We start from the raw sequence: 19,883 nt of genomic DNA, 5'->3' as shown, positions 1-19,883 counted from the left end.
CGCCGGCGTTCGGGTCAGAACAGCCGGTAGACCACCGAGCCGTCGATCTCCTCGCGGGTGATGCCGAGCGAGTCGACCGGCGCGTCGACGGTTATCTCCCAGGGGGTGCCGGCGAGCTGGTCGCGCAGCAGCACCACGTTGCGCACGCCCAGGGTGCGCAGGTAGTCGATGCTGGTCTGGTCGGGGAACGTCTGCGTCACCCGGCGGACGTCGTCGAGCTGGCGCGGGGTGAAACCGCTGCCACCGTTGACCACGTCCTGGAAGTGGGTGGTGGACCAGAGCATCACGTGCTGGTCGAGGCTCTGGTTGCTCGGCAGGACCAGCAGCGGACCGTCCACCAGGCGCATCGCGGCCGGCTGGGCCGGGACCACCGGGTGCGGCGTGGTGTTCAGCCCTTCCACCGTCACGAGCAGCAACGGCAACAGGGTGGCCAGCCGCAGCCACGGACCCGGCCAGGACGGGACCCGCTGCGCGGCGAGCTCGCGCACCCGGTCGGTGAGGGCGGTGACCGCACCCGCCGCCAGCAGGCCGAGCAGCAGCGTGGCCCAGAGCATCAGCCGGCCGGGGGTACGCAGGCCGTTCCAGCCGGGCAGGTGCTCGAAGAGCGGGATGTAGGTGAAGGTGCCACCGAAGAACCGGGTGCCCATGGCCAGCACCATCGTCGCGAGCACCCCGGCCAGCAACAGCAGCCGGTGCCGCAGCTTCCAGACCGAGAAGATCAGGCCACCGGCGGCCAGCGCGTAGAGCACGAAGCCGGGCAGCAGGGTCATCTCGGGGTGCCAAGGCAGGGCGGCCCGGGCCCCCTCGTGCAGCCCGCCCCAGACCCGCGACTCGGCCGGCGCGGTGACGAAGCCGGACGCCGGCGGTGAGAAGATGGCGATGTCGCCGACGCTGCGCTCGGCGTACGGGTGCAGCTCGGTCACCGTGAAGTAGGGGATCGCCATCAGCAGGCCGACGCCGGCGAAGAGTGCCCCGCCGACAAGGTTGGCGACGACGAGCCGCTTGCCGAACGGGCGTCGCACCGCCCCGAACCAGGTCCGCCGGACGTACCAGGTGACAGCCGCGACGAGCACCGTGGCGCCGAGGAAGTACGCGAACGGCAGGCCGATCCCGAAGCCGAGGCTCAGCTGCCACGCCGCCACCAGCCAGCCGGCGTAGATCCAGCCGTCGTGCCGGCGCTCCGGCCGGTAGCCGTGCCGCAGTGACCAGCCGTGGCCCCGGGCCAGCATGGCCAGCGCCAGCGGGATGCCCCCGTTGGAGAGCACGTGCAGGTGCCCGGCCTGGGCGAGCAGCCACGGCGCGTACGCGTAGCTGACCCCGGCCACGGCGGCGCCCATCCGGCCGGAGCCGAGCTGCCGGGCCAGCGCGTACGCCCCGAGCGTCGCCAGCGCGTGGGCCAGCACGAACATGATGTTGTAGCGCAGGACGGCGTCCTCGGGGCCGCTGCCGATCATGCCGGCCGGCGCGTAGCCCAGCAGGGTGTCGGAGAACGCGAAGCTCCACAGCTCCGGGAAGAAGGTGTTGGACTGCCAGAGCTGCGCCGGGTTGGTCAGCAGGATGTGCCCGGACCAGGCCATCTGCCAGGACTGCAGGCTCGGGTCCCAGTAGTCCTGCGGCAACGTGTAGCGCGGGTAGCGCAGCGTCGGCCAGGTCATCAGCACCGCGAGGGCGAGGGCGCCGAGCGTCGCCAGCGTCCACTCGTGGACCAGGGACCGGCCGACCGCCCGGACGATCCGGCGGGGGCGGGTCAGCACCCGCTCCGGCGCGGGCCCGAAGGCCTCCCACGGGTCCGGCTTGGCCGCCTCCCCCTTGCCGTCGGCGCCGCTCTTGTCGGCCTTCGGGTCGGCGTCGCCGGTGGTGGCGTCCTTCCCGGCTGATTTCTTGTCCCCGGTGCCGGTGCCGGTCTTGTCGTCGGCGGTCTCGCGCTCGGTGCCGGCCTTGTCGTTGCCGTCCTTGGCGCTGCCGGTCTTGCTGGCGGCGTCGGCCTCGTCACTGCCGCTCTCGCTGGCGGCGCTCGTCTTGTCAATGCTGGTCTTGTCACTGCTGGTCTTGCTGGCACTGCCGGCCCTGGTGCTGCCGGTCTCACCAGCGGCGTCGGCCTTGGCACTGCGGGCCTTGGCGCTGCCGGCCTTGCCCATGGCGTCGGCCGGATCGTCGGCACTGACGTCACGGCCGGTGCCGATCGCGCCGGTCGCGCCGCCACCCGGGGTGCCGGCCTTCGCGTCGCCGGTGCGGTTGCGTTCGGCGTCGGTCGTGGCGGTGGGGGTGCTCGGGCGCTCGGGGTTGTCGCCGGTGGCGGACGGTGCGCCGCCGGTCTCCGACTGTCCGGTCGTCATGCCGCCGGGCGCTCCGCGCCGAGCTGCTCCCGGAGGAAGGCGATGTCGGCGGCCTGGCCGGCCATACCGCCGGGTGTCTCGACGACCACCGGCGCGTCGGCCGCCCGGATCACCGCCACCACCAGCTCCGGATCGATCGTCCCGCCGCCGAGGTTGTCGTGCCGGTCCTGGCCGGAGCCGAAGGCGCCCTTGGAGTTGTTCGCGTGGACCAGGTCGATCCGGCCGGTGATCGCCTTGACCCGGTCGACCAGGCCCAGCAGTTCCTCGCCGCCGGCGTGGGCGTGGCAGGTGTCCAGGCAGAAGCCCACCTCGTAGTCGCCCACCGCGTCCCAGAGCCGGGCGAGCGCGTCGAGCCGGCGGGCGCAGGCGTTGTCACCGCCGGCGGTGTTCTCGATCAGGACCGGCACGCCGAACCCGCCCGCGTCGGCCGCGTAGGCGAAGGTCTTGCGCCAGTTGTCGAAACCGACCGCCGGATCGTCACCGGCGTTGACGTGCCCACCGTGGACGATCAGCCCCTTCGCGCCCACCGCCGCCGCTGCGGTCGCGTGCCCGACCAGCAGCTTCCGGCTGGGGATCCGGATCCGGTTGTTGAGGGTCGCCACGTTGATGACATAGGGGGCGTGCACGTAGATGTCGACCTCCGCGGAGCGCAGCCGCTCCGCGTCCTCCCGTGGCTTGGGCGCCTTCCAACCCTGCGGGTCGGAGAGGAAGAACTGCACGGTGTCGGCGGCTCGATCGGCCGCCTCCGCCAGCGGGTCGGTCGAATCGACGTGGGCTCCGATACGCATGCAGGCGAGCCTACGTCGGACGTCCGACGAGCGGGGCGACGCCCGCCGTCGATTCGCGGGGCGCACGTCACCCGACGGGACCGACGCTCGTTGATGAGGTGGGATGGAAGGCCGGCTCCCCAGGCCGACGGACGGGTACGCCCGCCGCGCCGGTTGGTCGGTCACCTGCGACAGCGGGGCCCCCTCGTCGCGCGGCCCGGCGCGACGAGGGCCCGCCGGGACGAGCAGAGCACGCCGAGCCTAGATTCTTGGAAAATTGTGCTATTTCCTCCGACAAGTGACAACAGCCGTTGTATCGTCAGATAACAACACGATAAAGCTCCGCGGGGCGTCTTCGGTCCAACCTCATCGGTGTGGTCGTTCCTCCCCAGGTCCCACCCAAGGAATGCGGACGGGACGCCCCGCGGCCCCGTCGACGGGGGTCCGCCACCGGCCTGATGGTCCGGGGGCGGGCCCCCGTCGCCGCGCCACGAACCCGTCCCGAGTGGCCACCCAGGCCATGATCGACCGGGCCGGGTATCCTGGTCCAGTTGTCCGCGTCCGGTCGGGTTCCCCCGGTCCCGGAGCGGGCCACGACGCACGACCTCCTGCCACGGAAGGACCGTGGCCGCTTAGCCCACAGGAGGTGAGCACGTCTTGCGTCATTACGAAGTCATGGTGATCCTCGACTCCAGCCTCGAGGAGCGCACCGTCGCCCCGTCGCTCGACACGTACCTGAACGTGATCCGGACCGCGGGTGGCTCGGTCGAGAAGACCGATGTGTGGGGCCGCCGGCGCCTCGCGTACGAGATCAACAAGAAGGCCGAGGGCATCTACGCCGTCATCGACCTGCAGGCGACGCCTGCGGCGGTGGCCGAGCTGGACCGTCAGCTTCGACTCAACGAGTCCGTGCTGCGCACCAAGGTCATCCGGCCGGAGATGCGCTAAGCATTCAACCCCGGTTCGCCCGGATCAGCCTCATCGACGCTGTCGTACGGCTCTGAGAGCCTGTACGCAGACGATGAGTGCGCGAGGAGATGGTCATGGCAGGAGACACCACCATCACGGTCATCGGCAACCTGACCGATGACCCCGAGTTGCGGTTCACCCCCTCCGGGGCTGCGGTCGCCAAGTTCCGGGTCGCTTCGACGCCCCGATTCATGGACAAGGCGTCCGGCGAATGGAAGGACGGCGAGCCGCTCTTCCTGGCCTGCACGGTGTGGCGGCAGGCGGCGGAGCACGTCGCCGAGTCGCTTCAGCGGGGCGCCCGCGTGATCGTCTCGGGTCGGCTGCGTCAGCGGTCGTACGAGACCCGCGAGGGTGAGAAGCGCACCGTCATCGAGCTCGAGGTCGACGAGATCGGCCCATCGCTGCGCTACGCCACGGCGAAGGTGCAGAAGATGTCGCGCTCCGGTGGCGGCGGCGGTGGCTTCGGTTCCGGTGGTGGTGGTGGCCAGGGTGGCGGCGGAGGCAACTTCGACGACCCCTGGGCTTCGGCCGCACCGTCTCCGTCGCGCGCTGGTTCGGGCGGCAACTTCGACGAGGAGCCTCCGTTCTAATGGCGCCGAGCGCCCGCGATCGCAAACCAGGAGCAAGGTCAATGGCCAAGGCTGCGGCACTTCGCAAGCCGAAGAAGAAGGTGAACCCGCTCGACAAGGACGGGATCACCTATATCGATTACAAGGACACCGCGCTGCTGCGGAAGTTCATCTCCGACCGCGGCAAGATCCGCGCTCGGCGGGTGACCGGCGTCACCTCGCAGCAGCAGCGGCAGATCGCGCGTGCGGTCAAGAACGCCCGTGAGATGGCGCTCTTGCCGTACACCGCGACGGCCCGCTGAAAGGAGGCACCGACATGAAGATCATCCTGACGCAGGAAGTTTCCGGTCTCGGTGCCCCCGGCGACATCGTCGAGGTGAAGGCCGGCTTCGGCCGCAACTACCTGCTGCCGCAGGGCTTCGCGATCGCCTGGACCAAGGGTGCCGAGAAGCAGGTCACGGTCATCAAGCGGGCCCGTTCGGCCCGGGAGATCCGCGACCTCGGCCACGCCAACGAGGTCAAGGGCCAGCTCGAGGGCCTGAAGGTCAGCCTGAAGGCCCGCGCCGGCGACGGTGGCCGGCTCTTCGGCTCGGTCACGCCGGCCGAGATCGTCGACGCCGTCAAGGCGGCCGGCGGCCCGACCCTCGACCGCCGCCGGCTGGAGGTGCCCGGTCACATCAAGACGACCGGCGCCTACCCGGTGCGGATCAAGCTGCACCCCGAGGTGACGGCAGCGTTCAACCTGAACGTCGTCGCTTCCTGACACCACCTGCACCACCCAGGGCCCGCGCCGAGCGATCGGTGCGGGCCCTGGTCGTCATCGGGCACCTCGCGTGGGTCAGCCGATGGGTTGGCCGGTCACCGCGCTGATCACCACCGTGGAGAGACCGCCACCCACCACCGCCGAGGCGAGCGCGATGGTGGTCGAACGCCAGGTCGTCCCGACCCGACGCAGCAGCGCCGCGACCACCAGGCTGCTGACCAGCGCCAGGCCGAAGCGCGGCGCGGCGGCGAGGAGCGACCCGAGGGCGCGTGCTCGCGGTGAGTCGCAGCCGCCGCCGCTGATGTCGGTGACGCAGCCGGCCGGTGCCTGGGCGTCGAGCGTCAGCAGCCACACGAAGATCAGCACGGCCGGGATCAGGTAGCACGTGGCGGTGTAGAGCAGTGGCCGGGCCGAGCCGCCCGGATCCGGGTCGAGCAGGTCGTCCTCCAGCCGGCGGGACCAGCCACCCGTTCCGGCCGCCTCGATCCGGCGGCGTACCGACGTCATGCCGGCACCGCGTGCGACGCCGACCGGTTCCGCCCGCCGCCGTGCCGACCCGTAGGAGCCGGGCGAGCTGCGCGGTCTCGGCGCGGTGTACGTGATCACCGGTGAGCGCGGCGCCGAGGTGGGCGGATCCACCCACCGCGGATCGTCGCCCGCCAGCCGGGTACCCGACCAGAACCTCTCGTCGTCGCGCGCGGCGCCGGGCCAGCCCGCTGCCTCGGTGGACCGCCCGGACCGCGGCGGTTCCGTCCGGTCCCACTGGGCCGGCTCGGTGTACCTGTCCCACTGGCCCGTGCTGTCCGGCTGCTCCCAGCGGCCGGCGATGTCGGGCTGCTCCCACTGGCCGGTGCCGTCCCACCGGTCCGTTCCGGCCGCCGGTAGCCACTCCTGCACGCCCGAGGCGTCCCAGGGGTCCACCGCCGGCTGGTCCGCCGGCTCGGGATCCTCGGCCGGGGTGGCCGCCCGATCCCACGGGTCGGCGGCCGGACGGGTCCAGGACTCCTCCTCCGCCGCCCGGCGAGCGCGCCGGGTCGGCCGGTCGGGCTCCCGCCGCGGGGTCGGCTCCGCCGCCGGGGGCGACTCCTCGCCGCCGGACCAGATGACCGGAGGCCGACCGGCCGGCGATCGCCGGGGGCGCCGCTCCGCGACGGAACCGGAGACCGGCTCGTCGGTGCCCGCCGATTCGGCCCGGCGGCTCCCCACGTACCCCTGCTCCTGTGGACGGTCGAACGTCCACTCGCGGGTGTGGTCCGACTCCGGCGCCGCGGCGATCGCCGGCAGTTCGCGCCAGCTGGTCTCCTCGACCCGACGCCAGCTGCTGGTGGTCTCGGTGGTGCGCGAGCCGGCGCCGGACCGCGGCCGGTCGGGCTCGTCGTCGTCCGGTGCGGCGTGCCGCCCACCGCCGTCGGCCCGGCGGACGCCGGACTCCAGCGCCCACCGCGGCAGGTAGGCGTCGACCGGCTCCTCCTGACCCGGGTCGAGGGCCCGCCGCTGGCCACGCGCGCGTTGGCGCTCGCCGGAGCGGTACGGGTCGCCCGAGGCGGGCTCGTCCCACGGTGCGATCGGCTGGCGCTCGCGCGGGCTGTCCTCCCCGCGTCCCCAGTCCCGGTAACTCACGGCCGGAGCGTGACCCTTCTCAACCGATAGCGCAATCCGCTGTCCAGGTGTAGCCGTTCGCTGGAGATAGTACGGGACGAACGACTCACAGGCCCGACCGAAAACTTCCCCTCCACAGGCTGGGGATCGCATCTTCCCAGGTCAGCGCCGTACGGCGGGGAATTCCCCAACGGTTGTCCACAGCCTGTGCACACGCTGCGCACATGCTGGTCCACCAGTGTCCACAGGTTGTCCCGAGGCTCGTCCACCGGTGTTGTTGGCCGCTGAGCTCGGTGTCCGTATGGTTGGCCCCCGACCACCCGCGCGATGGCCCCCGATCAACCGGTCCGGTCGGCAGATTGTCGTACCCGGACGGTAGAGCTGGGACGCGGATCCGACGCAGTGGAGGGGGGGACCGGTGTCGGTCACTGATGACATGCGGGCGGAGCCACGCGGCGGCGGTCAGTCCCCCGCGCCAGCGCAGCGCGAAGGCCACTACGACAAGACCCCACCCCAGGACGTGGCGGCCGAGCAGTGCGTCCTCGGCGGCATGCTGCTCTCCAAGGACGCCATCGCCGACGTGGTGGAGATCCTCAAGACCAACGATTTCTACCGCCCGGTGCACGCCACCATCTTCGACATCATCCTGGAGATCTACGGCCGCGGCGAGCCGGCCGACTCGATCACGGTGGCGGCCGCCCTTGCCGACTCGGGCGACCTGGTCCGCATCGGCGGCGCGCCCTACCTGCACACCCTGATCGCCAGCGTGCCGACCGCCGCGAACGCGGCCTACTACGCCCGGATCGTCAGCGAACGGGCGGTCCTGCGGCGGCTGGTCGAGGCCGGCACCAAGATCGTGCAGCTCGGCTACGGCACCGCCAGCGGGGGAAGCCGCGACGTCGACGACGTTGTCGACCTCGCTCAGCAGGCCGTCTACGACGTCACCGAGCGGCGGGTCAGCGAGGACTTCGCCGTCCTGGCCGACATGCTCCAGCCGACCCTGGACGAGATCGAGGCGGTGGGCGCCCAGGGTGGGGTGATGACCGGTGTGCCCACCGGCTTCACCGACCTGGATCGGCTGCTAAACGGCCTGCACGCGGGGCAGCTGATCATCGTGGCGGGCCGGCCTGGTCTGGGCAAGGCGCTCGCGCTCGACACTCCGCTTCCCACCCCGACCGGCTGGACCACCATGGGCGAGGTCAAGGCGGGTGATCAGTTGTTGGCGGCGGACGGCACTCCGACAGTGGTCACGCACGCCTTTGACGTCATGCACGGCCGTCCCTGCTATGAGGTCGAGTTCTCAGACGGCACTGTCATCGTGGCGGACGCCGAGCACCTGTGGAGAACCACGACCCGAGCCAGTCGGCGACAGGGGCCCGGGCGGCGGCACTGGCCCGAGGCTTCGCAGGCCAAGGTACGAGCGACGCACGCGACCCTCGCTGTGGACGGGGATCGGCCGATTACTCTCGCGGAGACGCTGGAGCGAGTGGGTCCCGAGTTCCGCCATGTCCTGCACACGGTCGCCCGCGAGGTCGGCTCCACCGGCCGGATCAGCCGGCCAGTCGTTCGCTCTGGCAAGCTGCGAAACTGGACCGCTCCCGGCTATCCGGCAGGTTCGCTCCTCACCACGCTGCTCGAACGGGCCGAGCGTCAGGTCAACGCGGGCAACCGGGCCAGCCACGACGGCGTCGTCACCACCGCCGAAATCCTTGCGACGTTGCGCACCGAGACCGCCGAGCGCCGGCTCAACCATGCCGTACAGAACTGCGCTGCGATTCGTCTTCCGGAGCGCGAGCTGTTGGTGCCGCCGTACACGCTGGGAGCCTGGCTCGGTGACGGGCACGCCGACGCCAGCCGGTTCACGACCGCGGACCCGGAGATGGTCGGGCACATCGAGGCCGACGGCTTCGTCGTCCGCCCCAGTGGGCCGATGGTCTACACCATCCTGCTGCCACCTCCGTCGGCCCCTCGTATGGACCGATGCTGCGTGGACTGTGGCGGGTCCACCCGGGCACTGCGGGAGAACCCCGAGACCATGAGGTGTGCCGCCTGCCACAATCGCAACGGCTCTTTCCTCGGGCTGCTACGGCAGCTCGGGGTTGTGGCCGACAAGCACATCCCGCAGGCGTATCTACGAGCATCCGAGGCCCAGCGGCGGGCGCTGCTGGCGGGGTTGATGGATACGGACGGCACGGTCGCTACTACGGGCAACCTTCAGTACACGTCGACCTCCAACCGGCTTGCTGAAGATGTACGCGAGTTGGTGGTGAGCCTCGGATACCGGTGCACCATCACCGCTCGGCCGGTACGCGGCCGCACCGCCGAATCATCGACGGCCTACACGTTGAACTTCTCCACCCCGGATGCCGTCTTCCGCCTGGAGCGCAAGCGCACCGCGCACGCCGCCCGCCGGCGGACCGCCTCCGATGTCCGGACTACCTCGCGGTTCATCGTCGATATCCGTCCGGTGCGAAGCGTGCCGGTTCGTTGCGTCACGGTCGACAACCCCGAGCATCTCTATTTGGCCAGTCGGGCCATGATTCCGACCCACAACAGCACGGCGAGCATGGACTTCGCCCGAAATGCTGCGATCCGCGCCAACCAGGCGGCGGCGATCTTCTCGCTGGAAATGAGCAAGGTCGAGATCGTCATGCGACTGCTCTCGGCCGAGGCCCGGGTGCCGCTGCACGTGCTGCGCAGCGGTCAGCTCTCCGACGACGACTGGACCAAGCTGGCGCGCTGCATGGGCGAGATCAGCGAGGCCCCGCTCTTCGTCGACGACACCCCGAGCATGAACCTGATGGAGATCCGGGCCAAGGCGCGGCGGCTCAAACAGCGGCACGACCTCAAGATGATCGTGGTCGACTACCTCCAGCTGATGACCTCACCCAAGCGCACCGAGAGCCGGCAGCAGGAGGTCGCCGACCTGTCCCGGGGCCTGAAGCTGCTGGCCAAGGAGGTCGAGTGCCCGGTGATCGCGGTCAGCCAGCTGAACCGTGGCCCCGAGCAGCGCACCGACAAGCGACCCCAGCTCTCCGACCTGCGTGAATCGGGCTCGATCGAGCAGGACGCCGACGTGGTGATCCTGCTGCACCGGGACGACTACTACGACAAGGAGTCGCCGCGGGCGGGCGAGGCGGACTTCATTGTCGCCAAGCACCGGAACGGTCCGACCGACACGGTCACCGTCGCGGCGCAGCTGCACCTGTCCCGCTTCGTCGACATGGCCATCGTCTGAGCCCTGCCCGCGCGAGCGGCGCCCGGGCCGGCGGCGGTCGGCGCGGCGGCGTCAGCCGAGCAGCGGGAACCAGCCGGCGACCTCGCCCAGCTCCAACCGGTCCCGGTCGGTGAGCGGAAGGCGGCCGGCCGCCTTCAGCAGGAACTCGTGGTCGTCCCAGCTCGCCGGGCGGACCGCCTCGTCGCTGAGCAGGCCATCCATGGTGGCCACCGCGACCCGGGTGGCGAGCGGGCCGGGTGGCGGAGCGTCGGGCAGGTCCAGCACCAGATCCAGGTGGTGGATCACCGCCTCGGTGGTGAGCGTGGCGAGGAAGTCCGGCACCCGCAGCACGTGACCCTGGGTGGTCACGTGGCCCGACGGGTCGGCCGCGCCGGCGGCCCGGACGGCGGCCGGCGCGGTGTCGGACCAGATCCGGACCACGCCGGAGGGCCGGTCGAACGCCGCCGCGGAGCGGCGGGCCCACCAGGCGTGCCGGGCACCGTCAGCGTCGCCGCCGGGCGGGAAAGCGCGCCAGTAGCTCACGTCGTCCACGTCGGCCGGCCCGGGCGCCGGGCTGGCCAGCGCCACCAGCGCCCGCTGGGCGTCGCAGAGCACGTGGAACAGCAGGTCGGCGACGAGCCAGCCGCGGCACCGGGTCGGTCGCTGCAGGTCGGCGTCGTCGAGGTCGGTGACCACGGCGGTGATCGCCCCGTACGCCTGCGCCAGCGCGTCATGCTGCCGGACGGCGGTCATGGGTTGCAGCTTCGCACGGATGATGGCGTCCAGCACGACAGGACGGCCGGCCCGGCGGGTACCGGGCCGGCCGTCGGACGCTGTGCGGGTGGGCTCAGCCGAACATGTCGTCGAGGAAGCTCTTGTGCTTCTTGCGCCGGTAGTGCCCGTGGTAGCCCTGGTGCTGCTGGCCGTGGCCGCCGTAGGCCGGCGCGGGCGGGTAGCCGTGCGCCGGCGGCGGGGGCGGCGGCACCGCGCCGTAACCCGGCTGGTGCGGCGCCGGCGGGGGCGGCGGGGGCGGGTAGCCGGCGGGCTGGTGGGCTGGCTGGCCGCCCGGACCGGCCGCCTGCTGGCGGTTCCAGTTCGCCTCCGCCTCGAACAACTTCTCCAGCTCGCCGCGGTCGAGGAAGATCCCCCGACACTCACCGCACTGGTCGATGACGACGCCGCTGCGCTCGTATTGACGCATTTCTCCATGACACTTGGGACAGGTGAGGCTCATCACCCGACGGTACCTGGTCGGGTCACGCGGTTGCCGTAAGCGTTTCCGTCACCTCGTCGTCGGTCACCTCGTGGAAGTCCTCGTAGTAGCTGCTCACCGCCATGAACTCGGGCGGGCGCTGGGCGCAGATCACCTGGTCGGCCTCGGCGGACAACATCTCGAACGCCTCCTGCGAACCGACCGGGATCGCGACCACCACCCGTTGGGCGCCGAGCCGGCGGGCGACCTCCACGGCCGCCCGGGCGGTGGCGCCGGTGGCCAGGCCGTCATCGACGATCACCGCGGTACGGCCGGTGAGGTCCAGCGGTGGCCGCCCGGCCCGGTAGAGCTGCTCCCGCCGTTCCAGCTCGGCCTGCTCGCGCCGGTTGGTCTCGGCGATGTCCTCAGCGCTGAGCCGGCTCGCCACCTGCTCGTTGAGCACCTGCACCCCGCCCGGGCCGAGCGCGCCGAAGGCCACCTCACGAGCCCAGGGCATGCCGAGCTTCCGGATCACCAGGACGTCCAGTGGTGCGCCGAGTCGTCCGGCGACCACCTGCGCCACCGGCACGCCGCCGCGTACCAGGCCGAGGACGATGAGGTTCGGTTCGCCGATCAGGCCGGTGAGCCGCTCGGCGAGCACCCGGCCCGCTTCGGCGCGGTCGCGGTAGGTGGTCATGCCTCAGGTCTACGCCCTGCCGCGCCCCGCCGCGCGCCAGTTGCCGGAAAGAAGCGGCTCGGCCGCGTCGGTGGCCGGTTGCTCCGGGGCACGCAGGGCGGGTGCCCAGATCAGCAGGGCGAGCGGATAGAGCAGGTACCCGAAGCGGGTGGTGGGCATCAGGGCGATCGCGGCGAGCAGCCCGTACCCGCAGATCAGCGCCGCGCCGAAGGCGGTGCGCGGCGGGCGGCGGGCGAGTCGGACGGCGATCGCCGCACCGGCCGCGACGAGCAGCGCGGCGGCGATGAGCCTGCCGCCGGGCAGCCCGGTCGCGATCAGGTAGCCGGGAAAGGGTGACTGTGCCGGGCTGGTCACCAGCCCGTGGCCGAGGGGGAAGCGGAGCACGTTCTCCACCAGGGCGTCGCGATCGACCAGCAGGGCGGGCAGCAGGGCCGCCACGGGAAGCCCGATGGCTCCGGCGGCCACCCGGGTGCCGGCCCGCCGGGTCGCCCCCCAGATGATCAGGACCAGGGCGATCGGCCAGGCGAAGAGCTTCAGCGCGCCGGCCATCCCGACCGCGAGGCCGGCCCGCCCGGGCCGGTCGGTGCCGGCGAAGGTCAGGGCCAGCAGGCAGAGCGCGAGGACGGGCAGGTCGTCGCCGCCGGTGGCCAGGGTGAGGGCGCAGATCGGCAGGACGGTCGCAGCCTGCACGCCGCGCAGCAGCGCGGCCTTCGGGTCGGTCGTTCCGCCCGCCTGCGCCGGGGAGGCGGTGCGACCCGCTCGGTGGTGGGCGCGGAGCGTGGCGGCCGCGAGGGCGAGCGCGAGCGCGGTGCCGACCGCGAACCAGACCCGGGCGTCGGTCCACCACCCGTCGGCGATCGCCCGGGGCAGCCCGAAGAGGGCCATGCCCGGTTGGTACGGGGTGTAGCCGAGCAGCCGTTCGTCGGCGGGCAGTGCGGCGATGGCGTCGTGGCCGAGGTACGGGGTGCCGTGCTCGGCGAGCCGGGTGCCGGCCTGCTCGACGACGTGCACCTCCTCCTGTGCCCGGTCGGTCCGGCCGCCCGCCCGTTCGACGCTCTGTTGTACGAGCGGAAGCAGCGCGGTGGTCACCCACGCGAACCCGGTGAGCGCCCAGCGGGCCGGCAGCCCGACGAGCGGCGAGTCCGGGTGGCGGCGGCGGACCAGCAGCTGGCTGGCGACGGCCAGCGCGGCGAGGATATAGCCGACAGCGGCCGTGCCGCCCCAGGCGCGGTGCGGGAGCAGCGTCGAGGTGGCGGCGGTGATCGCGGCGAACCCGGCCGACGCGGCGTAGAGGCCGAGGTCGAGGGCGAGGCCGCCGGCGGCGGAGTCGATGGCCCGCCAGCCACGGCGGCGGACGGTCGGGGCTGCGGCGGTCACGCCGGCAAGTGTGGCAGACGGGCGGCTGCGGCCCGGCCCGCGCACGGCCTGGGTCGGTGATCGCCGCGGCTGCGTGCGGGTGGGGTGCCGGGGTCAGGCGGGCAGGTGCGGCAGCCGGTCCCGGCCGCGACTGTTCGAGCGCCGCCCGCCGAGGCGGATCACCGAGCCGGCGTCGTGCAGCGGGGGCGCCAGGGTGCCCGGGCTGCCGCCGGCGCCGCGCTGGAGCGCCGCCAGCAGCGTGCCGGCCGGGATCGGTCGGGCGAAAAGGTGGCCCTGGCCGGCGGCGCAGCCCAACTCCCAGAGGGCGCGGCGCTGCGGCTCGCTCTCCACTCCCTCGGCGACCACGGTGAGGTCGAGGCTGCGACCGAGGTCGAGGGTGGAGCGGATGACGGCGGCGGCCTCGGCGGAGCTCTCCATCGCGCTCACGAAGCTGCGATCGATCTTCAACTCGTGGACCGGGATCCGGGAGAGCAGGCTGAGCGACGAGTAGCCGGTGCCGAAGTCGTCGAGCGCCAGCCGTACCCCCTCGTCGCGCAGCCGGCTGAGCACCCGGTCGACCACGTCGAGTTGGCTGAGGGTGAGGGTCTCGGTCAACTCCAGCACCAGCCGGTCCGCCGGGAGGTCGTGGGCGCGGAGCCGGGCCAGCACCGAGCCGGGGAACCGGGCGTCGAGCAGGCTGCGCGGGGAGACGTTGACCGCGACCGGTACGTCGAAGCCGGCGTCGCGCCAACTGCCGGCGGCGATCAGCGCCTGGTCCAGGATGGCCTCGGCGAAGGCCGGCAGCAGGCCGGAGCGCTCCACCGCCTCCAGGAAGCGCAGCGGGTCGATCACCCCGTGCCGGGGGTGGTGCCAGCGGGCGAGCGCCTCGGCGCTGGTGACCTCGCCGGTGGCAAGATCGACGATGGGTTGGAAGTTGACGGTGAACTCGTGGTCGGCGACCGCGCGGGGCAGCTCACCGCCGAGGGTGAGCCGGCCGAGGTCGGCGGTGTCCCGGGTCGGGGCGTACGTGGAGATCCGCTGGCCGGCCCGCTTGGCCTGGTACATCGCCACGTCGGCGCGGCGCAGCAGTTCGGGCATTCCGCCGCTGGCCGGCGCGGCGGAGATGCCGCCGCTCGCCTCGACGCTGATCCGCATGCCGTCCAGGTCGAAGGGCTCGTGCAGCGCGGCGATCAGGGCCTCCGCCCGGTGCGCGGCCACCGCGGGCGCCGGCAGACCGCGCAGCAGCACCGCGAACTCGTCGCCGCCGAGCCGGGCCACCACGTCGTCGCCCTGGGCGGCGCCGCGCAGCCGCTCGGCCACCTGCACCAGCACCTGGTCGCCGGCGGCGTGCCCGAGCGTGTCGTTGACCTCCTTGAAGTGGTTGAGGTCGATCAGCACCAGCGCGGTCACCCCGTCGGCGTGCCGGATGCTGAGCTGCTCGGTGCCCTGGTCGAGCAGGTGCCGCCGATTGGCCAGCCCGGTCAGCGCGTCGTGGGTGGCGGCGTACGCGTGCTCCTCGGCGACCCGGGCCAGCTCGGCGTACGCCTGCGCGTTCCGGACGGCGGTGCACAGCGCGGAGGCGAAGGTCCGCAGCGTGTACCGCTCCCGCTCGGAGAGCTCCACCGGCCCGCGGAACCGTAGCCGGAGCACGCCGACGTCGACCGCCCGGTCGTGCCCCTCCAGCGGCGCCGGGACGACGGTGCCGTCGACGGTGGTGGGCTCGCCCTCCGGCCCGTCGTACGTGATGACGCCGCCCGCGCCACCGCGGACGGTCCGGTCGCCGTCGCGCAGCTCGATCTCCACCTCGTCGGCGGAGAAGAGCTCGGCCGCCTGGGTGACGGCGGTGGTGAGGACCTTGTCCAGGTCGACCACGTTGAGTGCGTCGGTGGTCCGGGCGAGCCGTTGCCACGCCTGCTGCTCGGTCCGGCCGCGGATCCGGGCCGAGTACGCGAGGTGCAGGCTCAGCACGAGCGGGGGGACGGCCAGCAGCAGTCGCGGGTCGGCCCGGATGATGAGCAGCGTGCAGGCGGCCACCACGAAGCGGACGCCGAACCCGGCCAGCCGCAGGTCGAGGTTGTTGCGGAACTGTCGGGAGATCTTGTTGCCCGAGGCGAGGGCGATGACGGGGGTGGCGAGAAGGTCATCCAGCAGCGCGGCGACCAGGTATACCGCGCCGAGGACGACGATGACGCTCCAGAAATCCCTGGGTGGCCAACGGTCACCGAGGAGCAGGATCAGGGCTGTGGCGCCTCCCGCGACGAGGGTGTGCTTCGCGATGCCGAACGCGGTCTTGATGGCGGACAGGCGGGTCAGGAACGACGCGCAGGCGATGCCCACTCCGGCGGCGAGGATCACCTGCGGCGGTGGTGCCAGCGCGAGTCCGAGGACGATGGCGGTCTCGACCCACGCGATGGAGAACGCGGTCGACCTGATCCGCAGCGGCGCCTTGACGATCGCTCCGAGAGCGATCATGACGGCGACGGCGGCGCTCGTCGTGAAGTCGTCGATCGAGGTGGGCGGGTCGTGCCAGACGGCCGTCGCGGCGCCCAGGGCCACGACGCTCGCGAAGGCCACAAGAATTCCGACCAACAGCAGCAACCGTCGGTCGGTATCGCTGTGACGACGCGTCGTCAGGCTCACCCAACCCCATCCGTTGCCGACCGTCAGTATCTGATGACCGGCAGCGTACCTCTCGCGTTCCGGGCTTGATAAGAGCTCAGTTCCACTCGGTGCTGCGCATGACAGGTCTCCCTCCCCGATCGCCGGCGCCCCCGCTAAGGGGCGTCTTTGTAGGGGCGAGCGTAGGAGAGTTAGTGAGTGATACGGAAGCATTAATGTCGGTATGCGCAACATAAGCCAAGATGGCGCTGGTTTGTCACGTTCTGTCCGCACTCCTGAGCGGAGCGCGCTTAACTCATTCGACAAATCCACCGCAGTGTCGCCGATACCGCTGAACGTTAACGGTCGGTTGCCAGTCCAGTGTCGCTAAGGTCGCCGGATCCTTCATCCGCACTTCGGATGCGTTGTGCGATCGGATCGGATGGCGCCGCTGCAGCGGGCCACCGTCGCGCAGGGTGACGGTCCGGGTGCCGGAATGTGCCGCCACTTCGGTGACCTCCGGTCCTATGCTTCGAGGCGTGATCATGTGAATACCCAATTGCGGCCAAAGTAGAGGGACCGGTGGAGATTCGCGTTCTGGGTGGCCTTGCGGTGCAACTTTCGGCGAGCAGCCTGCACCCGGGGACGCCGAAACAACAGACCGTTCTCGCGTTGCTCGTGGCACAGCCTGGTCAGCTCGTGACCGTCGACGATCTGGTGGATGAACTCTGGGCCGCCGAACCGCCACGATCCGCCGTTGCGAACGTGCGTACCTACGCCGCCAATCTGCGGCGGAACTTCGAGACACTGGCACCCGGCGCGGAAGTCCTGGTGCGACACGCAAGCGGCTATCGGTTGCAGGTCGGGCTCGAACAGATTGACGTCAACCGTTTCGAGGCCGAGTACCGACAGGCCCGGGTCGCGTTCGACGAGGGCGCGCTGGACCCGGCCGCGGAGCTGCTCGAACGGGCCGTGGGCCGGTGGCAGGGGCCGATGCTCGCCGGCGTTCCGCTCGGACCGGTGCTGACCGCGCGGACCGTGGCCGCCGAGGAGATGCGGCTGCTGGCCGTCGAGCTCCTGGCCGACGCCTGGATGCGATCGGGCCGGGGCGAACAGGCCATCCCGCTGCTTCGCGAGCTGCTCGGCCTCCACCCGCTCCGGGAGTCCGCGCACCTGCTGCTGATGCGGGCGTTGTACCAGCGGGGCGACCGGGCCGAAGCGATCGCCGCGTACCGCAGCGCGCGCGACGCGCTGCGCGGGCAGCTCGGCATCGAGCCGGGCGCCGAGCTCCAGCGCTTCCGGCGGGCCGTGGACGACGCGGACGAGCGGCAGCCGGCCGGCGCCGGGCAGCAGACGGTGATTCCCCGGACGAGGGCCGGGCTGACCCGCTCGGGTGGGCAGCGGCCAGGAGCACCGGCGGCGTCCGCGGAACGGTCCGGCGGTGTCAACTGGCTGCCCCGGCAGGTGACCGACTTCGTCGGACGCGGCGAAACCACCGAGCGGTTGTTGGCCGAGACCCGGCGGGTGGAGGAGCTGACCTCCGCGGTGCACGTCATCGACGGGATGGCCGGCAGCGGTAAGACGGCTCTCGCCGTACACGTGGCGCACCGGCTGGCCGCCCGTTATCCCGACGCGCAACTCTTCATCGACCTGCGCGGCCACGGCGGTGAGGAGCCGGTCGAGCCGGCCGGCGCACTGGCCACCCTGCTGCGTCAACTGGGCGTACCGGGACAGCAGATCCCGGCCGAGCTGGCGTGCCGGGTCGAGGCGTGGCGACGCGAACTGGCCGGACGCCGCTGCGTCGTCGTCCTCGACAACGCCGCCAGCGGCGAGCAGGTACGACCGCTGCTGCCGGTGCTCACGGGAACGGTGCTCATCGTCACTTCACGCCGGCGGCTCACCGGCCTGGACGTGGGGCCGCCGGAGTCGCTACCGGGAATGACCACCGAGGAAGGGCTCGCGCTGCTCGCCCGCGCGGCCGGCGCCGACCGGGTGCGGGCCGAACCGGAGGCGGCCGCCACGGTCGTACGCCGGTGCGGGTACCTGCCGTTGGCGATCCGGCTGGCCGGCTCCCGGCTGGCCCGGCGTCGCAGCTGGCGCGTCGCCCATCTGGCCGAACTCCTGGCCGACGGCTCCCACGCGCTCGGCCAGCTCTCCGAGGAGGAGCGCACGCTGGCCGGCGTCTTCGCCACGTCGTACGAGCCGCTGAGCGAGCCCGCCAGACGGATGTTCCGAATGCTGAGCCTGCATCCGGGCAACAAGATCGACTTCGCCATGGCGGTGGCGCTCGCCGGACTCCCGATCGACACCGCGAGCCGCGCGCTCGACGAGCTCGTCGACGGCTACCTGATCGAAGAGGTGGAGACCGGCCGCTACCGCATGCACGACCTGCTCCGGCAGTACTCGTCGGAGCTGTCCGCGCGCGAGGACTCCGCCGAGACCCGTCAATCGGCCCTGGCCGAGCTGCTCGACTTCGCGCTCAACGCGTCGCTGCGGGTGGCCGAGTTGCTCGAGCCCGACTTCATCCGGGACCAGGTGGCGCCGCCGCCCCCGCGCCGTCCCGAACTGCTGGAGGCTGTCGGCCCACCGACTGTCGACTGGTTGGCGCGGGAGCGGGCCGAGCTGGTCGCCCTCGTCGCCGGCGCGCAGGAGGCGGGTCTGCACGGGTACGCCTGGCGGTTGGCCCGGTGCCTCTGGCGGTTCTGCTACATCCGCGCGTACTTCGACGACATCCTGCTGACGCACCGGCGCGGGTTGGCCGCGGCCGACGCGGACGGCGACGCGCACGGCATCGCCTCGATGAACAACTACCTGGCCTCCGCGTACGTCCGGACCGGCAACTATCGGCCCGCGCTGGATCACCTGTCCCGAGCCGCCGCCGTCGCCGAGCAGGAGGGGGACAGCCGGAACCTGTTCCGGTACCGGGCCAACCTGGTCGTCGTCTACTGGCTCCGGGGTGACCTGCGACAGGCGGTGGCGGTCGGGCTGGAGAGCCTTCGGGATCCACGGGGCCGCGACGGACACGACATCTCCGTCGGCCTGCCCAACGTCGGGCTCGCCCTGGCAGCATCCGGTCGTTACCAGGACGCCCTGCGTGTCCACCGGCTCCATCTCTACTGGGCGCGGATCAGCCACAGCGAATTCCACATCCTCAACGCGTTGAGCCACATCGGCGGGGTCAAGGTGCGCCTCGGCCGGCATCGGCAGGCGATCCGGCTGTTACGGGCCTCGCTGGCGCTGCGCGACCGGACCGGTCACCGCTATGCGGAAGCAGAGGTACGCAACGACCTCGGTGCCGCGTTCCGCGCCCTCGGTCGGCTGGTCGAGGCCCAGCGCGAGCACGAGCTGGCCAGAACGCTGGCGGCCGACTCGGGCGAGCGCCATGTGGAGGCGGCGGCACTGAACGAACTCGGCCGGACCCTCGCGGTGGCCGGACGGGTGGACGAGTCCGCCGAGATGTACGCCGCCGCGCTGCGGCTCGCGACCCGGATCGGGCATCCGTACGAGCAGGGCCGGGCGTTGGCCGGGCTGGCCGAGCACTTCGCGCGTACCGAGCCGGTCGAGGCGCGCCGGCACTGGGAGCGGGCGTTGGCCATCTTCCGCCGGATGGGCGTGCCGGAACGCGTCGAGGTGGAGCGCCGGCTGGCCGAGCCCCCGGCCGTCGAGCGACAGCGGTCGCGGTGAGGTGGCCGCCGCGCTTATCGATTTCTTATCGCCGGCCTCGCTAGCGTCGTCGCGGTGTCGGCCAACGGGGGAGGTTCTGGCCTGCGGTCAGGACCGGGTCGCCGAATCGCCCGCTGCTCGGGTCCCCCCCAGCGAC

14 protein-coding genes are annotated in these 19,883 nt (G+C 72.0%); 6 read left to right on the top strand and 8 right to left on the bottom strand.

Annotated features, from left to right (window positions below; all coding sequences use genetic code 11):
* Positions 1-14: 14 nt before the first annotated feature.
* Together AB0C04_RS00780 and AB0C04_RS00775 are read right to left on the bottom strand one after the other, a co-directional pair.
* A complete protein-coding gene (locus AB0C04_RS00780; protein ID WP_357046568.1) occupies positions 15-2,336 on the bottom strand; it encodes a hypothetical protein in 2,322 nt (773 codons plus the stop codon).
* Positions 2,333-3,124 (bottom strand): deoxyribonuclease IV, encoded by a 792-nt coding sequence (locus tag AB0C04_RS00775; protein WP_357046566.1) that lies wholly within the window; start codon positions 3,122-3,124, stop codon positions 2,333-2,335. The genes AB0C04_RS00780 and AB0C04_RS00775 overlap by 4 nt, the downstream gene beginning before the upstream one ends.
* Before the next feature lie 636 nt (positions 3,125-3,760).
* Here AB0C04_RS00775 and rpsF point away from each other — a divergent pair.
* From rpsF to rplI, 4 genes are all read left to right on the top strand, one after another.
* On the top strand, positions 3,761-4,051 hold the full coding sequence (gene rpsF / locus AB0C04_RS00770) for a 30S ribosomal protein S6 (protein ID WP_117668160.1): 291 nt from the start codon (positions 3,761-3,763) through the stop codon (positions 4,049-4,051).
* Between the two features lie 77 nt (positions 4,052-4,128).
* Positions 4,129-4,662, top strand: coding sequence for a single-stranded DNA-binding protein (locus AB0C04_RS00765; protein ID WP_350868730.1), 534 nt, complete (start codon positions 4,129-4,131; stop codon positions 4,660-4,662).
* 41 nt (positions 4,663-4,703) lie between these two features.
* On the top strand, positions 4,704-4,943 hold the full coding sequence (rpsR, locus tag AB0C04_RS00760) for a 30S ribosomal protein S18 (protein WP_007073789.1): 240 nt from the start codon (positions 4,704-4,706) through the stop codon (positions 4,941-4,943).
* Between the two features lie 14 nt (positions 4,944-4,957).
* Positions 4,958-5,404: a 50S ribosomal protein L9 gene (gene rplI, locus AB0C04_RS00755; protein WP_357046563.1), complete on the top strand. Its 447-nt coding sequence runs from the start codon at positions 4,958-4,960 to the stop codon at positions 5,402-5,404.
* A 75-nt stretch (positions 5,405-5,479) separates the two neighbouring features.
* On the opposite strand, the gene AB0C04_RS00750 is transcribed toward rplI, so the two are convergent.
* A complete protein-coding gene (locus AB0C04_RS00750; RefSeq protein WP_357046561.1) occupies positions 5,480-7,024 on the bottom strand; it encodes a hypothetical protein in 1,545 nt (514 codons plus the stop codon).
* A gap of 397 nt (positions 7,025-7,421) precedes the next feature.
* On the opposite strand from AB0C04_RS00750, the gene dnaB reads away from it, so the two are divergent.
* Entirely contained in the window at positions 7,422-10,241 is a 2,820-nt protein-coding gene (gene dnaB, locus AB0C04_RS00745) for a replicative DNA helicase (RefSeq protein ID WP_357046559.1), read from the top strand.
* Positions 10,242-10,292: 51 nt separating this feature from the next.
* Here dnaB and AB0C04_RS00740 read toward each other — a convergent pair whose 3' ends face one another.
* The 5 genes from AB0C04_RS00740 to AB0C04_RS00720 form a co-directional block, all read right to left on the bottom strand.
* A complete protein-coding gene (locus AB0C04_RS00740; protein WP_357046557.1) occupies positions 10,293-10,973 on the bottom strand; it encodes a maleylpyruvate isomerase N-terminal domain-containing protein in 681 nt (226 codons plus the stop codon).
* A 94-nt stretch (positions 10,974-11,067) separates the two neighbouring features.
* Positions 11,068-11,457: a zf-TFIIB domain-containing protein gene (locus AB0C04_RS00735; RefSeq protein WP_350868739.1), complete on the bottom strand. Its 390-nt coding sequence runs from the start codon at positions 11,455-11,457 to the stop codon at positions 11,068-11,070.
* A gap of 19 nt (positions 11,458-11,476) precedes the next feature.
* Complete coding sequence (locus AB0C04_RS00730; RefSeq protein WP_357046555.1) at positions 11,477-12,109, bottom strand: phosphoribosyltransferase; 633 nt, start codon at positions 12,107-12,109, stop codon at positions 11,477-11,479.
* A gap of 9 nt (positions 12,110-12,118) precedes the next feature.
* On the bottom strand, positions 12,119-13,486 hold the full coding sequence (locus AB0C04_RS00725; protein WP_357046553.1) for a glycosyltransferase family 87 protein: 1,368 nt from the start codon (positions 13,484-13,486) through the stop codon (positions 12,119-12,121).
* A 93-nt stretch (positions 13,487-13,579) separates the two neighbouring features.
* Positions 13,580-16,099 carry a bifunctional diguanylate cyclase/phosphodiesterase gene (locus AB0C04_RS00720; RefSeq protein WP_357049025.1) on the bottom strand — a complete coding sequence of 840 codons (2,520 nt, stop codon included), beginning with the start codon at positions 16,097-16,099 and terminating at the stop codon, positions 13,580-13,582.
* A gap of 546 nt (positions 16,100-16,645) precedes the next feature.
* On the opposite strand from AB0C04_RS00720, the gene AB0C04_RS00715 reads away from it, so the two are divergent.
* Positions 16,646-19,747, top strand: a complete 3,102-nt coding sequence (locus AB0C04_RS00715) for a BTAD domain-containing putative transcriptional regulator (RefSeq protein ID WP_357046551.1) — start codon at positions 16,646-16,648, stop codon at positions 19,745-19,747.
* Positions 19,748-19,883: the final 136 nt, after the last annotated feature.

The sequence above is a fragment of the Micromonospora sp. NPDC048909 genome, from assembly GCF_040649635.1.
In the GTDB taxonomy this organism is placed as follows: domain Bacteria; phylum Actinomycetota; class Actinomycetes; order Mycobacteriales; family Micromonosporaceae; genus Micromonospora.
Note: the sequence above shows the minus strand (reverse complement) of the source record. Positions and strands in the feature narration are given on the sequence as shown.

Excerpts from the sequence above, each read along its gene's own strand:
- AB0C04_RS00780 (WP_357046568.1), bottom strand. The coding sequence starts at position 2,336 with ATGACGACCGGACAGTCGGAGACCGGCGGCGCACCGTCCGCCACCGGC.
- AB0C04_RS00775 (WP_357046566.1), bottom strand. The coding sequence starts at position 3,124 with ATGCGTATCGGAGCCCACGTCGATTCGACCGACCCGCTGGCGGAGGCG.
- rpsR (WP_007073789.1), top strand. The coding sequence starts at position 4,704 with ATGGCCAAGGCTGCGGCACTTCGCAAGCCGAAGAAGAAGGTGAACCCG.
- rplI (WP_357046563.1), top strand. The coding sequence starts at position 4,958 with ATGAAGATCATCCTGACGCAGGAAGTTTCCGGTCTCGGTGCCCCCGGC.
- AB0C04_RS00740 (WP_357046557.1), bottom strand. The coding sequence starts at position 10,973 with ATGACCGCCGTCCGGCAGCATGACGCGCTGGCGCAGGCGTACGGGGCG.
- AB0C04_RS00730 (WP_357046555.1), bottom strand. The coding sequence starts at position 12,109 with ATGACCACCTACCGCGACCGCGCCGAAGCGGGCCGGGTGCTCGCCGAG.